We start from the raw sequence: 13966 nt of genomic DNA, 5'->3' as shown, positions 1-13966 counted from the left end.
GCAAGGAGGTTGGCGAATAATTGAACAGCCGGAGATATATTCGCCAGGCTGGGTGCTGCTTGCGGGAACGGGGTTCGTGGGAGCGGCGATGCGGCGACCCGACTTGCCCCGCTCCCACGAACCCGCCCCACGAGCAACGAATCAGCGCTTGACCTGACGCTGCCGCACGGCCTCGAACAGGCACACCCCGGTGGCCACCGAAACGTTCAGGCTGCTGACGCTGCCACCCATCGGCAACTTCACCAGGAAATCACAGTGTTCACGGGTCAGGCGGCGCATGCCCTTGCCTTCGGCCCCCATGATCATCACCAGCGGACCGGTCAGGTCCTGCTGGTAGATTTCCTGTTCGGCCTCGCCAGCGGTTCCCACCACCCACAGTCCGCGCTGCTGGAGTTTCTCCAGGGTACGCGCCAGGTTGGTCACGGCCACCAGTGGCATCACCTCGGCGGCGCCGCAGGCCACCTTGCGCACCACGCCGGTCAGGGTCGCGGACTTGTCCTTGGGGATCACCACGGCGGTCGCCCCGGCCGCATCGGCGGTGCGCAGGCAGGCGCCGAGGTTATGCGGGTCGGTGACGCCATCGAGCACCAGGATCAAGGGCGGCGTCTCGGTACGCTCGAGCAGCTCGTCGAGCATCGCCTCGCCCCACACCTGGCTCGGGCTCACCTCGGCAACCACACCCTGGTGCACACCTTCGACCCAGGCGTCGAGTTCACGGCGCTCGGCCTGGCCGACCTGGACGCGGTTCTGCGCAGCCAGCTCCAGCAGGGCCTGGATGCGCGGCTCACTGCGCCCTTCGGACAGCCAGATCTGTTTTACCCGCTTGGGGTGGTGTTGCAGCAGTGCCTGCACGGCATGCACGCCGTAGATCTTTTCCAGCTGACTCATGACTTGTTCTTGCCCTTGCGTGGCGCGCCGGACTTGGGCGGCCCCTTGCGATGCTTGGTCGGCTTGCCGGACGACTTGCCACCTTTATCCGACTTGCCGCCGGCATGGCCGCTGGCACGCGCCTCGCCCATCAGCGCCTTCTTCATTTCACGGCTCTTGCGCACCTCGGCATTGCGCTGCACCGCGTCTTTCGGGAAGTACGCCTCGGAGGCCTCGCTCTTGCGGCTCCGCGGCTTGGGCGAAATCTTCGCTTCAGCGGCAGGCGCCTGTTCGACCACCGGCTGCGCGGCAGCGCGTGGCTTGCGGCCGACCGGTGCGGTGACGGTCTTCTCCGACATTTCGAAGTCGATCTTGCGCTGCTCGAGGTCGACACGCATGACCTTAACCTCGACCGTGTCGCCCAGGCGGAAGCTGCGGCCGCTGCGCTCACCGGACAGGCGGTGATGCACAGGATCGAAGTGGTAGTAGTCACCCGGCAGGGCGCTGACATGCACCAGGCCTTCGACATAGATGTCGGTCAGCTCGATGAACAGGCCAAAGCCGGTCACCGCGGTGATCACACCAGGGAAGGTCTCGCCGACGCGATCACGCATGTACTCGCACTTGAGCCAGTTGACCACGTCGCGGGTAGCCTCGTCGGCGCGGCGCTCGGTCATCGAGCACTGCTCGCCCATCTGCTCGAGGCTGTTTTCGTCGTACGGGTAGATGCGCGCCTTGGGAATACTCATGGCACCGGCACGCTTGACGTGCGGGGTGTCGACCTTGGAGCGGATCACGCTACGGATGGCGCGATGCACCAGCAGGTCCGGGTAACGACGGATCGGCGAGGTGAAGTGGGTGTAGGCCTCGTAGTTCAGGCCGAAGTGGCCGTTGTTCTCGACGCTGTACACCGCCTGGCTCAGCGAGCGCAGCATGACGGTCTGGATCAGGTGGAAGTCCGGGCGCCCAGCGATGCTCGCCAGCAGTGCCTGGTAGTCCTTAGGCGAAGGGTCCTTGCCTTTGTGCAGACTCAGGCCCAGCTCACCGAGGAATGCGCGCAACTTCTCCAGGCGCTCCGGCGGCGGGCCGTCGTGCACGCGGTACAGCGCAGGCACGTTGTGCTTCTGCAGGAACTCGGCCGTCGCGACGTTGGCCGCCAGCATGCATTCCTCGATCAGCTTGTGGGCGTCGTTGCGTACGGTCGGACGAATTTCGTCGATCTTGCGATCTTCACCGAAGATGATCCGGGTTTCCTGGGTCTCGAAGTCAATCGCGCCGCGGGTGTGACGGGCCGCCAGGAGCACCTTGTACAGGGCGTACAGGCTCTTCAGGTCCGGCAGCACCGCGCTGTATTCCTCGCGCAGGGCCTTGCCTTCGCGGGTACGGGAATGCTCGAGCATGCTGCTGACCTTGTTGTAGGTCAGGCGCGCATGGGAGTGGATGACACCCTCGTAGAACTGGTAGTCGACCATCTGGCCGGCCTTGTTGATGGTCATTTCGCAGACCATGGCCAGGCGATCGACGTGCGGGTTCAGCGAGCACAGGCCGTTGGACAGTTCTTCGGGCAGCATCGGCACGACGCGCTCGGGGAAGTACACCGAGTTACCCCGTTGCTGCGCTTCGGTATCCAGCGCCGAGCCCAGGCGCACGTAGCTGGAAACGTCGGCGATGGCCACGTACAGGCGCCAGCCGCCGGAGAACATGCGCAGCTTGCCCAACGGTTCGCAATACACCGCATCGTCGAAGTCGCGAGCGTCTTCGCCGTCGATGGTGACGAAAGGCAGATGACGCAGGTCGATGCGCTTCTCTTTATCTTTTTCCTCGACTTCGGAGCGGAACTTGCGCGCTTCCTTGATCACTTCCTGTGGCCAGACATGCGGGATGTCATAGCTGCGCAGGGCGATGTCGATTTCCATGCCCGGAGCCATGTAGTTGCCGATCACCTCGACCACATCACCCTGCGGCTGGAAGCGTGGGGTTGGCCAGTGAGTGATCTTGATCGACACGAACTGGCCGATCTTGGCGCCGCCGTTGCGTCCGGCAGTGACCAGGACTTCCTGCTGGATTTTCGGATTGTCAGGGGTTACGTAGCCGATGCCGCCTTCTTCGAAGTAGCGACCAACCACGCTTTCATGGGCGCGGGAGATGATCTCTACCAGCACGCCTTCGCGACGGCCACGGCGGTCTACACCGGAGACCCGGGCCAGGCCGCGGTCGCCATCGAACACCAGACGCATCTGTGCCGGGCTGAGGAACAGGTCCTCGCTACCATCGTCGGGGATGAGGAAGCCGAAGCCGTCACGGTGCCCGGAGACACGGCCACAAATAAGGTCGAGCTTGTCCACCGGGGCATAGGTGCCGCGCCGGGTATAGATAAGCTGACCGTCGCGCTCCATGGCACGCAGGCGGCGGCGCAGGGCTTCGATCTGGTCTTCTTCGTAAAGACCGAACTCTTCGGCCAGCTGTTCGCGGGCAGCCGGCTCGCCACGGTCGGCGAGGCGCTGCAGGATCAGCTCACGGCTGGGGATAGGGTTGTCGTATTTTTCCGCTTCGCGAGCGGCCTCGGGATCGAGGGATTGCCAATCGGCCATCAGAAGGGGTTCACCTTGGGGTATATAGATATGAATTCTGGCATAGACGTATTGAAACCGGAAATGTCAGCCTTGGACAGCCCCGACGCGGTATCCGCCGAACGAAAATAGGCGCGTGGAATCAACGGGTTGAATTTTTTGAATTTTTTTTCGATCAGGGGCTTTACAGCCATCAGGAGCGTCCGTATAGTGCGCACCACAACGACGGACAACCCCGGAGTTGTAGTAGAGATGAACGACGCTGTAAAGCATCTTTTAATCTCGAATGTGTGCCCAGGTGGCGGAATTGGTAGACGCGCTGGTTTCAGGTATCAGTGACTTAACGGTCGTGGAAGTTCGAGTCTTCTCCTGGGCACCAAAAATTTTCAAGTAACAGATGACCAAGGATCTGTTACTACTGTGTGAAAGCAGACGAAAGTCGCCTTCAGCAGACGATGCAAAGCTTTGCCCAGGTGGCGGAATTGGTAGACGCGCTGGTTTCAGGTATCAGTGACTTAACGGTCGTGGAAGTTCGAGTCTTCTCCTGGGCACCATACAAAAACCCACTAGCTTGCTAGTGGGTTTTTTCTTGCCTGCGATTTCATGTCGCCGGGCAGCCCCTCCTTCGTCTACCCATGAATTTCCCGACATGCGCCCATTTGAGAAACAATTTCGTTTACCATTGTTTCCAAATATGTAGCCGTAAGCGAGGAAATACCCGCATGACGATCCGCCCGCAACCGCTGATGCGCACCCTGGCCGCCGCAGTTCTGAGCCTGGTGATCGGCGCTCCGGCCGCCCTGGCAGACGAACCGGTCACGTTGACGATGTACAACGGCCAGCACAAGGAAATCGGTGAAGCCATCGCCAAGGCCTACGAGGCCAAGACCGGCATTCATATCAATATTCGCAAGGGCAGCAGCAACCAGTTGGCCAGCCAGATCATCGAGGAAGGCGAACGCTCGCCGGCCGACATCATCTATACCGAAGAGTCGCCACCGCTGAACAACCTGGGCGAACTGGGCCTACTGGCGAAGATCGACGACGCCACCCTGAACATGCTGCCCAAGGAATACGTGGGCGCCAACGGCACCTGGATGGGCGTTACCGCGCGCACCCGCGTGGTGGTCTACAACCCGAAGAAGATCGATGAGAAAGACCTGCCGACCACGGTGATGGATTTCGCCGGCCCCGAATGGGACGGCCGTGTCGGCTACGTGCCCACCAGCGGCGCCTTCCAGGAACAGGCGGTGGCCATCCTCAAGATGCACGGGCGCGAAGCCACCGAAGAATGGCTGACCGGCCTGAAAGCCTTCGGCAAGACCTACACCAACAACATGGTCGCACTGAAGGCCGTGGAGAAGGGCGAAGTCGCCGCCGTGCTGGTGAACAACTACTACTGGTACGCCCTGGAGCGCGAGCGCGGCAAGCTAGACTCCAAGCTGTACTACCTGGCCGACGGCGACGCCGGCAACCTGGTGACCATCTCCGGCGCCGCTGCGGTCAAGGCCAGCAAGCATCCGAAAGAAGCACAGGCCCTGCTCAACTGGATGGCCAGCGAAGAAGGCCAGCGCGTGATCACCCAGACCACCGCCGAATACCCGCTGCATAAAGGCATGGTCTCTGACCGTGGCCTGAAGCCGTTCGATGAGCTGCGCCCGCCGAAGATCTCGCCGGCCGACCTTGGCAATGCCGAGGAAGCCATCGAGCTGGAACGTGAGGTTGGCCTGCTCTGATGACTGCCGCCCTGCCCTCGCCCGCCTTGGCGCGCTTCGTCCCCAAGCGCAAGCGCCCGTCCATCTGGGTGGTGCTGCCCGTGCTGTTCCTGGTGGCCATGAGCCTGCTGCCATTGCTGTACGTCGGGCTCAAGGCCTGGGATGCCGGCTGGCATGAAGCCCTGCGCCTGCTATGGCGTCCGTTCGTGTGGGGCTTGCTGCGCAACACCCTGCTGCTGATGGTCGGCGTCACCGCGCTGTGCCTGGTGGTGGGCGTGGCCCTGGCCTGGCTGCTGGAGCGCAGCGACCTGCCTGGCCGACGCCTGTGGGGCGTGGTGCTATGCCTGCCGTTTGCCGTGCCATCGTTCGTCAGCAGCTTCACCTGGGTGTCGCTGAGTTCGGACTTCGAAGGGCTGGGCGGGGCGATCCTGGTGATGGCACTGTCGAAGTACCCGCTGGTGTTCCTGCCGGTGGCCGCCACCCTGCGCAACCTGGATACCGCGCTGGAGGAGTCGGCGCGCACGCTGGGCTGCAGCCGCTGGGGCGTGTTCCGCAAGATCACCCTGCCGTTGCTGTGGCCGTCGATGCTCGGCGGCGGGCTGCTGATTGCCCTGCACATGCTGGTGGAGTTCGGCGCCCTGTCGATCCTTGGCCTGCAGACCTTTACCACGGCGATCTACCAGCAGTTCGAACTGGAATTCAGCAACGCCAACGCCGCGATGCTCTCGGCGGTGCTGCTGGTGCTGTGCCTGGCGATGCTGTGGCTGGAACTGCGGGTGCGTGGCAAGGCGCGTCATGTGCGCATTGGCCAGGGCGTGGCGCGCCGCGCCCAACCCTTGCGACTGCGCGGCTGGATGCCACTGGGGCAGCTGTTCTGCCTAGCGCTGGCGGTGCTGGGCAGTGGCATTCCACTGGCCATGCTCGGCTACTGGCTGAGCGTGGGCTCATCGGCGGCCTTCCCGGTCGCGGCCATCGGTAAGGCCCTGGGCACCTCGCTGTCGGTGTCATTGGGTGGCGCTGGCTTCTGCGTGCTGCTGGCACTGCCAATCAGCTTCCTGGTGGTTCGCTACAAGGGGCGCCTGGCGATCTGGGCCGAGCGGTTGCCCTATCTGCTGCACGCCCTGCCCGGTCTGGTCATTGCACTGACCCTGGTGTTCTTCGCCCTGCACTATGTGCCGGCGCTGTACCAGACTACGGCGCTGCTGATCCTGGCCTATGCCTTGCTGTTCCTGCCGTTGGCGCAGTCGCCGGTGCGCACCGCACTGAACAAGGCCTCGCCAACCCTGGAAGAGGCGGCGCGCACCTTGGGCGCCAGCAGCTTCGCAGCCTTCTGCCGGGTTACCTTGCCGATCATCTTCCCGGCGATGGCAGCAGCGTTCGCCCTGGTGTTCCTGGATGCGATGAAGGAACTGACCGCGACCCTGCTGCTCAGCCCGACCGGGATGACCACCTTGGCCACCGAGGTGTGGGCGCATACCGCCAACGTCGAGTTCGCGGCGGCGGCGCCTTATGCGGCGTTGTTGATCGTGGTGTCGGGGCTGCCGGTGTATCTGCTGACTACCAGGATGTACCTGAACAAGGCGTGACAACCTCCTCTTGGGGGCGCGTTGCGCCCCTTTTGCCGCGGTTCGTCGCCACGACAAGCCGGCTCCCACCCCTACCGCGTCGCTCTCAAGCCGCACTGTAAATGTGGGAGCCGGCTTGCCGGCGATCAGCCCCCCACCTTTCCTCAGGCCCTGAACTGCCCCAGACTGGCCCGCAACTGCGCCGCCAGGTCATCCAGTACCTTGCTGCTGGCGGTGGTCTGCATTACCACCTCGGCCGAACGCTCGGCCTGGGCATGGATGGTTTCGACTCGCCCACGCACGGCTTGCGCGCCGCTGGCCTGCTGCTCGGCCGCTCGCGTGGCCAGGCCGATCGCCGCATGCACCTGCTCGACCGCAGCCTGCACCGACTGCTGGCGCCGCTCATTGTCGCGTAACACCAGCAAGCCTTCACTGGCCTGGCGCCCGGCCTGACTGATGGTCGCCACCGCCTCCTTGGCGCCTTGCTGCAGCGCAGCGATATGCGATTGGATATCCCCGGTCGAGCTCTGTGTCTTGCTCGCCAAGGCACGCACCTCATCGGCCACCACGGCGAAACCGCGCCCGGTTTCTCCAGCCCGCGCCGCTTCGATGGCGGCATTGAGCGCCAACAGGTTGGTCTGCTCGGCAATGCCATGGATCACCGTCAGTACCACCTCGATCTGCTCGCTCTGCTTGGCCAGCCGCTCGATCACCTGGGAGCCAGTCTGCACTTCGCCGGCCAGGTTCTCGATCAACCGCGCCAGCTGCGTCGAAGCACGACTGTTCTCGTCGGTCGCCTGGCGAATGTCCACCACCTGCTGCAATGCCGCCTGCATGGCATGGCTCTCGGCCTGGGCCTCGTCAGCCATACTCGACAGGTCGCGCAGGCTGGCAGCCACTTCGTCGCGCTGCAACGCGGCAGCGGCATCGGCACCGGCGTTGCGCTGGGCCATGCTGTCGATCTCCACGCCAGTACGCTGCGCCACTTCGCCGGCTTCGCGGACGATGGGCTGCAGCTTGTCGACGAAGCGATTGACCGCCGAGGCCATGTCGCCGATCTCGTCACGGCTATCGAGTTTGACGCGCTTGGTCAGGTCGCCCTCGCCGGCGGCCAGATCGTTCAACGCGGCGATCAGCAGGCCAAGCTTGCTGAGGACGCGACGCCCGAGCACCACGGCCACCACCAGCAGCACACCCAGACCGACCAGCACCAGACCCAGGCCGATGCGCCAGCGCAGCTCGGCGGCGGCATCACGCACCGTCTGCGCGGTATTGGCCTGCATCGCCGTGGCGCTGTGCTGGGCTGTCTCCAGGCGCGCACGCAAGGCCTTGCCACTGTCGGCGGCGGCGGCCACTAGGCTGTCCCCGACCAGTTGCTCGCCACTGGCGATCAAGGCCGCGAAGCGCTGATCCAGAGCCTTGAGCTCCTGGTCGATGCCCGCGGTGGACACGCCCATCAGCACCTTGCCGATCTCTGCGCCGTTGGGGTTGATCGACGCCTCTACGAAGTACACCGACGAATCCTTGCGTGCGGCATCCAGCACCTTGTCCAGCGCCCGTTCGCCCTGGCCTTTTTCCATCAATGCCTGGTTGATCGGGTTCTGCCGGTTGAGGTAGCGGGTCAGGTGCTGGCCCTGGGCATCGTCGTAGATCACGAACAACACGTTGGGATTGCGCTGGGCACGGCGAGCGAAGTCCGAGAGCATCGGCACGTCGTTGTCCCAGATCGCCCGTGGCGCGACCGAGGCCAACAGATCGGCCATTTCATGGGCCGAGTCCCTGAGATTTTCCTCCAGCGTCGCGCGCAACTGCTGCTGCTCATCCTGCAGACGGCTGGACAGGCCCGCACTCAAACGCTGACGCGTACTGACGGAAAGGCTGTCGAGCCCAGCCCGGACATCCTCCCCGGCCTGCTCCAGTTCGGCAGCCAGTTTCTGGCTGTCATTGCCCAGGCGCGCCCCCAAATCGGCTTCCAGGGCGGTGACCGTGCTCCGCGTCAGTGCAACGGCAACCAGCACCTGCACCAGAAGAGCGATACCAAGCGCAACAAACACAGGCCGCAAGAGGCGGCTTCGTAACAGTGAAAGGATGGCAGACACGTTGTAACCCTCGTGTTTCTGGCGCCATTACTTTGATGGCATCTACAGAAACTTCTTACAGCAAGGGTTGTGCCTGAGACAGCAGGTATAAATGCCAAAGATATGAGGCGATTATCCATGGCAGCGAAATTGCCTGCGCCGATGCCATGCGCGGGGCAAGCCTCCCGCTACTTCGTACCCATATGAAAACGCCGCGCCTCCTTGCGGGGGCGCGGCGTTCAGTCAGCTAGCAAGTAGCTGATCAGGCGAACGGATGACGCAGCACGATGGTCTCGTTGCGGTCCGGACCAGTCGAGATGATGTCGATCGGCGCGCCGACCAGCTCCTCAATGCGCTTGATGTAGTTGCGCGCGGCCTGCGGCAACTCTTCCAGGGTTTTAACGCCCAAGGTCGACTCGCTCCAGCCTGGCATCTCTTCGTACACCGGCTCCAGGCCGATGTAGCTGTCGGCATCGGAAGGCGCGTCGATGACGGCACCGTTCTCGTTCTTGTAGCCAACGCAGATGTTGATGGTTTCCAGACCGTCCAGCACGTCCAGCTTGGTCAGGCAGATGCCCGAGATGCTGTTGACGTCGATGGCGCGACGCAGGATCACGGCATCGAACCAGCCGCAACGACGGGCACGGCCGGTGGTGGAGCCGAACTCATGGCCACGCTTGGCCAGGGTGGCGCCGGTCTCGTCGAACAGCTCGGTCGGGAACGGACCGGAACCGACGCGAGTGGTGTAGGCCTTGGTGATGCCCAGGATGTAGTCCAGGTACATCGGGCCAACGCCGGAACCGGTGGAGATGCCGCCGGCGGTGGTGTTGGAACTGGTGACATACGGGTAGGTGCCGTGGTCGATGTCCAGCAGCGAGCCCTGGGCGCCTTCGAACATGATGTCCTTGCCGGCGCGGCGCAGGTTGTGCAGTTCGGCGGTGACGTCGAGCATCATCGGCTTGAGCTGCTCGACGTAGGCCATGCACTCGTCCAGGGTCTGCTGGAAGTCGATGGCCGGCTCTTTGTAGTAGTTCACCAGCTGGAAGTTGTGGTAATCCAGCAGCTCACCGAGCTTGGCGGCGAAGCGCTCGCGGTGGAACAGGTCGCCGACGCGCAGGCCGCGACGGGCCACCTTGTCTTCGTAGGCCGGGCCGATACCACGACCGGTGGTGCCGATCTTGGCTTCGCCGCGGGCTTTTTCACGGGCCTGGTCGAGGGCCACGTGGTACGACAGGATCAGCGGAGCCGCCGGGGAAATGCGCAGGCGCTCGCGCACCGGTACGCCCTTCTCTTCCAGCTTGGTGATTTCACGCATCAGGGCATCCGGGGCAACGACCACGCCGTTGCCGATCAGGCATTGCACGCCTTCACGCAGGATGCCGGACGGAATCAGGTGCAGAACAGTCTTCTCACCGTTGATCACCAGGGTGTGGCCCGCGTTGTGGCCACCTTGGTAGCGCACGACGGCGGCAGCATGTTCGGTCAGCAGATCGACGATCTTGCCTTTGCCCTCATCACCCCACTGGGTGCCCAGGACGACGACATTCTTACCCATTACATTTGTCCTCATTCACGCAAACTTGGTGCCGGCCCATTGCCGGCGAAGAATCTCAATGGGTCAGCGGCAGAACCTGCCAGCGCCCGTCTTGCTGAATCAATTGCCGATCACAATCCGCCTCGAGAGCAGCACTCAGCGGCTGGCCAGGCAAAGCCTGGACCACTCGCTGGCCCTCGTTGCGCAACTGGCAGACCATCTGCCAGAGGGCCGCATCGCTGCTGTCGGGCATCCAGATGCCGCCAGCAGGCAATACGACCTCCGCTCGCCCCAGTGTGACCAGGGTCTTCAAATCCGTGGAGAATCCGGTGGCCGGGCGTGCCCGGCCAAAATCGGCGCCGATGTCGTCATAGCGGCCGCCCTGGGCGATCGATTGACCTTCGCCAGGCACGAACACGGCGAACACCACGCCGGTGTGATAGTGGTAGCCGCGCAATTCGCCGAGGTCGAAGTACAGCGGCAGGTCCGGGTAGCGCGAAGCCAGGCGATCGGCGATCGCCAACAGGTCGTCCAGCGCCGCCAGCACGCTGGCGGGGGCACGGCCCAGGCGCACACGGGCCTCGGCCAGCACTTCACGACCACCGCAGAGCTCGCACAGGGCGCGCAGCATGTTGCCCAGGTCCTTCGGCAGGTCTGCGGTCAGCGCCTGCACTTCATCGACGGCTTTGCGCTGCAGGGCATCGAACAGTTGCTGCTCGACCGCGCCGGACAGGTTGGCGGCACGGGCCAGGCCGCGATAGATACCGACATGGCCAAGGTCCATGTGCACATCGGCGACATCGGTCAGTTGCAGCGTGGCGAGCATCAGGCTGATGACTTCGACATCGCTGGTAGGGCTGGCGTCGCCGTACAGCTCGGCGCCCAGCTGGATCGGGCTGCGCGAGGTCGACAGGGCACGCGGCTGTGCATGCAGCACGCTGCCGGCATAGCACAGGCGGCTCGGGCCTTCACGGCGCAGGGTGTGGGCGTCGATGCGCGCCACCTGCGGCGTGAAGTCGGCACGGAAGCCCATCAGGCGGCCGGACTGCGGGTCGACGACCTTGAAGGTACGCTGGTCCAGGTCCTGGCCGGCGCCGGTGAGCAGCGACTCCAGGTACTCGATATGCGGGGTGACGACCAGTTCGTAACCCCAACTCTGGAACAGGTCCAACACCTGACGACGCGCGATCTCGATGCGCGCGGCCTCAGGTGGCAGTACTTCCTCGATGCCATCTGGCAGTAGCCAGCGGTCTACCGTTGCCATTACGCCATTTCCCCTCTGGTCCGGGCGGCCTGCCAGCTGGCGAGCCGTGAGTAAAGCAGGCATTGACGCACAACAGCGGGCAGCACTGATCCCAGCGCAACCACCGTAGCCAATACCCTCGAATTGCCTTGCGACCTGACCAAACCGTCAACTGGCCGTTTGCCAATCAACCTTGCAGACGCAAAAAAGCCGGGAATTTCCCGGCTGACTCATCATACACCCCTTTTCATTCAGGATGCACCCCGCCAGGCATTTTAGCTGCCCGGCGGGGCGAATCCCCCATGAGAGCACGATCAGGGCTTGCTCTTGTCCAGGAAGCGGAAGAACTCGTTCTTCGAATCCAGGACCAGCACGTCGCTCTTGCTGGAGAAGCTTTCGCGGTAGGCCTTGAGGCTACGGTAGAACGCGTAGAAATCGGCGTCCTGCGTGTACGCCTTGGCATAGATGGCAGCTGCCTGGGCATCGCCATCACCGCGGGTCTCTTCCGCTTCGCGGTACGCTTCGGCCAGCAGCACGCGGCGCTGACGGTCGGCGTCGGCACGAATACCTTCGGCCAGTTCGTTACCCTTGGCACGGTGCTCGCGGGCTTCACGCTCGCGCTCGGTGCTCATACGGTCGAACACGCTGCGGTTGACTTCCTTGGGCAGGTCGATGGCCTTGACGCGAACGTCGACCACTTCGATACCCAGCTCCTTGCTGGCCATGCGGTTCAGCGAGGCGGTGATATCCGCCATCAGCGCATCACGCTCACCGGAAACCACTTCGTGCAGGGTGCGTTTACCAAACTGGTCACGCAGGCCGCTTTCCAGACGACGCGACAGGCGCTCATCGGCGATCTGCTTCATACCCGACGTTGCGGTATAGAAGCGCTCGGCGTCCTTGACCCGCCATTTGGCGTAGGCATCGACCATCACCGCTTTCTTCTCCAGCGTCAGGAAACGCTGGGTCGGCGCGTCGAGGGTCATCAGGCGGGCGTCGAACTTGCGCACCTGGTTGACGTACGGCACCTTCACGTGCAGGCCAGGCTGGACATCGGCCTTGACCACGCGGCCGAACTGCAGCAGTACCGCGCGTTCAGTCTGCGAAACGATGTAGAAGCAGTTCCAGGCGGCGATCGCCAGCACCACGGCGCCGATCAGGGCGAACAGTGACTTATTGCTCATCAGCGGCTCTCCCTGGAACGCAGCGGCGGTTGTGGTTGCAGATCCTGGGCGGCACGCGCGGCGGCGTCATTGACCGACGGCGATACGCTGCTGGACGGCGCTGCACTGGTGCCGCGGCTGCCTTCGACCATCTTGTCCAACGGCAGGTAGAGCAGGTTGTTCTGCCCGTCCTTGGCCGTGACCAGGACCTTGCTGGAGTTGCTGTAGACCTCCTGCATGGTGTCCAGGTACAGACGCTGACGCGTGACCTCCGGCGCCTTGCGGTACTCGGCGACCAGCTTGGTGAAGCGATCGGCCTCACCCTTGGCACGGGCGATGACTTCATCGCGGTAGCCATTGGCGTCCTCGATGATGCGCTGCGCCTGGCCACGGGCCTCCGGCACCACGCCGTTAGCGTAGGACTCGGCCTGGTTGCGCGCACGCTGCTCGTCCTCACGGGCACGGATCACGTCGTCGAAGGCTTCCTGCACTTCACGCGGGGCTGCCGCGCTCTGTACGTTGACCTGGGTGACGGTGATACCGGTACGGTAGGTGTCGAGGAAACGCTGCAGACGCTCGCGGATGTCCACGGCCATCTGCTCGCGGCCTTCTGTCAGCACCTGGTCCATCGAGGTGGAACCCACCACGTGGCGCAGGGCGCTGTCAGTCGCATGCTGCAGGCTGACTTCCGGCTGGTCGACGTTGAGCACGAAGTCCTGCAGGTTGCTGATGCGGTACTGCACGGTCAGTGGCACTTCGACGATGTTCTCGTCTTCGGTGAGCATCTGCCCCTGCTTGGTGTAGGCCCGCTCGCGGGTCACGTTTTCCATGTACTTGCGGTCGATCGGCGGGAAGTAGATATTCAGGCCGGGACCGACGGTCTCGTAGTACTTGCCGAAGCGCAGCACCACGGCCTGCTCCTGCTCGTCCACGACATAGACGGCGTTGTACAGCCAGATTGCCGCCAGAGCCGCCAGGCCGATGCCCAGCAGCCCGTAGCCGCCACCCTTGCCGATATTGCGGTCACCGCCGCCGCCACGTTTCTTGCCACTGCCGAACATGCCGTTCAGGCTGTCCTGCAGCTTGCGGAAGGCCTCGTCCAGATCCGGTGGACCTTTCTTGTCGCCACCACCGCCGCCACCATTACGGCGGCCGCCCCAGGGATCCTGATTGTTCGAGTTGCCACCCGGCTCGTTCCAAGCCATAGCGCTCTCCATCTGATAAAGCAAAG

10 protein-coding genes, 2 tRNA genes and 1 pseudogene are annotated in these 13966 nt (G+C 63.6%); 4 read left to right on the top strand and 9 right to left on the bottom strand.

All coding sequences use genetic code 11. The features are described from left to right. Positions 1-141: 141 nt before the first annotated feature. Genes rlmB through C3F42_RS29425 form a run of 3 tightly spaced genes read right to left on the bottom strand, consistent with a single transcriptional unit; the run spans position 142 to position 3631 of the window. Complete coding sequence (gene rlmB, locus C3F42_RS20685; RefSeq protein ID WP_104444841.1) at positions 142-888, bottom strand: 23S rRNA (guanosine(2251)-2'-O)-methyltransferase RlmB; 747 nt, start codon at positions 886-888, stop codon at positions 142-144. Further along, positions 885-3458, bottom strand: coding sequence for a ribonuclease R (rnr, locus tag C3F42_RS20680; protein ID WP_104444840.1), 2574 nt, complete (start codon positions 3456-3458; stop codon positions 885-887). Before rnr ends, rlmB begins: the two co-directional genes overlap by 4 nt. Next, positions 3458-3631 (bottom strand): hypothetical protein, encoded by a 174-nt coding sequence (locus tag C3F42_RS29425; protein ID WP_023629372.1) that lies wholly within the window; start codon positions 3629-3631, stop codon positions 3458-3460. Before C3F42_RS29425 ends, rnr begins: the two co-directional genes overlap by 1 nt. 98 nt (positions 3632-3729) lie before the next feature. On the opposite strand from C3F42_RS29425, the gene C3F42_RS20675 reads away from it, so the two are divergent. The 4 genes from C3F42_RS20675 to C3F42_RS20660 all read left to right on the top strand — a co-directional run bounded on the left by C3F42_RS20675 (position 3730) and on the right by C3F42_RS20660 (position 6738). Next, positions 3730-3816: transfer RNA gene (locus tag C3F42_RS20675), tRNA-Leu, on the top strand. 88 nt (positions 3817-3904) lie between these two features. Beyond that, positions 3905-3991, top strand: a tRNA-Leu gene (locus C3F42_RS20670). Positions 3992-4159: 168 nt separating this feature from the next. Next, positions 4160-5173, top strand: coding sequence for an extracellular solute-binding protein (locus tag C3F42_RS20665; RefSeq protein WP_023629373.1), 1014 nt, complete (start codon positions 4160-4162; stop codon positions 5171-5173). Next, positions 5173-6738 (top strand): iron ABC transporter permease, encoded by a 1566-nt coding sequence (locus C3F42_RS20660; protein ID WP_038706889.1) that lies wholly within the window; start codon positions 5173-5175, stop codon positions 6736-6738. Before C3F42_RS20665 ends, C3F42_RS20660 begins: the two co-directional genes overlap by 1 nt. A 143-nt stretch (positions 6739-6881) precedes the next feature. On the opposite strand, the gene C3F42_RS30360 is transcribed toward C3F42_RS20660, so the two are convergent. The 6 genes and pseudogenes from C3F42_RS30360 to hflK form a co-directional block, all read right to left on the bottom strand. Beyond that, positions 6882-7586 carry a methyl-accepting chemotaxis protein gene (locus C3F42_RS30360; RefSeq protein ID WP_371920599.1) on the bottom strand — a complete coding sequence of 235 codons (705 nt, stop codon included), beginning with the start codon at positions 7584-7586 and terminating at the stop codon, positions 6882-6884. Positions 7587-7787: 201 nt separating this feature from the next. Continuing rightward, a pseudogene (locus C3F42_RS30355) lies at positions 7788-8000 on the bottom strand (methyl-accepting chemotaxis protein); the annotation flags it as partial. 1057 nt (positions 8001-9057) lie between these two features. Beyond that, on the bottom strand, positions 9058-10350 hold the full coding sequence (locus C3F42_RS20650) for an adenylosuccinate synthase (RefSeq protein ID WP_104444839.1): 1293 nt from the start codon (positions 10348-10350) through the stop codon (positions 9058-9060). Between the two features lie 55 nt (positions 10351-10405). Beyond that, positions 10406-11593: an ATP phosphoribosyltransferase regulatory subunit gene (locus C3F42_RS20645; protein ID WP_038706891.1), complete on the bottom strand. Its 1188-nt coding sequence runs from the start codon at positions 11591-11593 to the stop codon at positions 10406-10408. A gap of 293 nt (positions 11594-11886) precedes the next feature. Further along, positions 11887-12756, bottom strand: a complete 870-nt coding sequence (hflC, locus tag C3F42_RS20640; protein WP_023629896.1) for a protease modulator HflC — start codon at positions 12754-12756, stop codon at positions 11887-11889. Next, positions 12756-13940: an FtsH protease activity modulator HflK gene (gene hflK / locus C3F42_RS20635; RefSeq protein ID WP_038706892.1), complete on the bottom strand. Its 1185-nt coding sequence runs from the start codon at positions 13938-13940 to the stop codon at positions 12756-12758. The genes hflC and hflK overlap by 1 nt, the downstream gene beginning before the upstream one ends. Between the last annotated feature and the right edge of the window lie 26 nt (positions 13941-13966).

The organism is Pseudomonas sp. PONIH3 (assembly GCF_002934345.1).
GTDB classification, from domain to species: Bacteria; Pseudomonadota; Gammaproteobacteria; order Pseudomonadales; family Pseudomonadaceae; genus Aquipseudomonas; species Aquipseudomonas soli.
The sequence above is the reverse complement of the archived record's forward strand: the minus strand, read 5'-3'. Positions and strand labels throughout refer to the sequence as shown.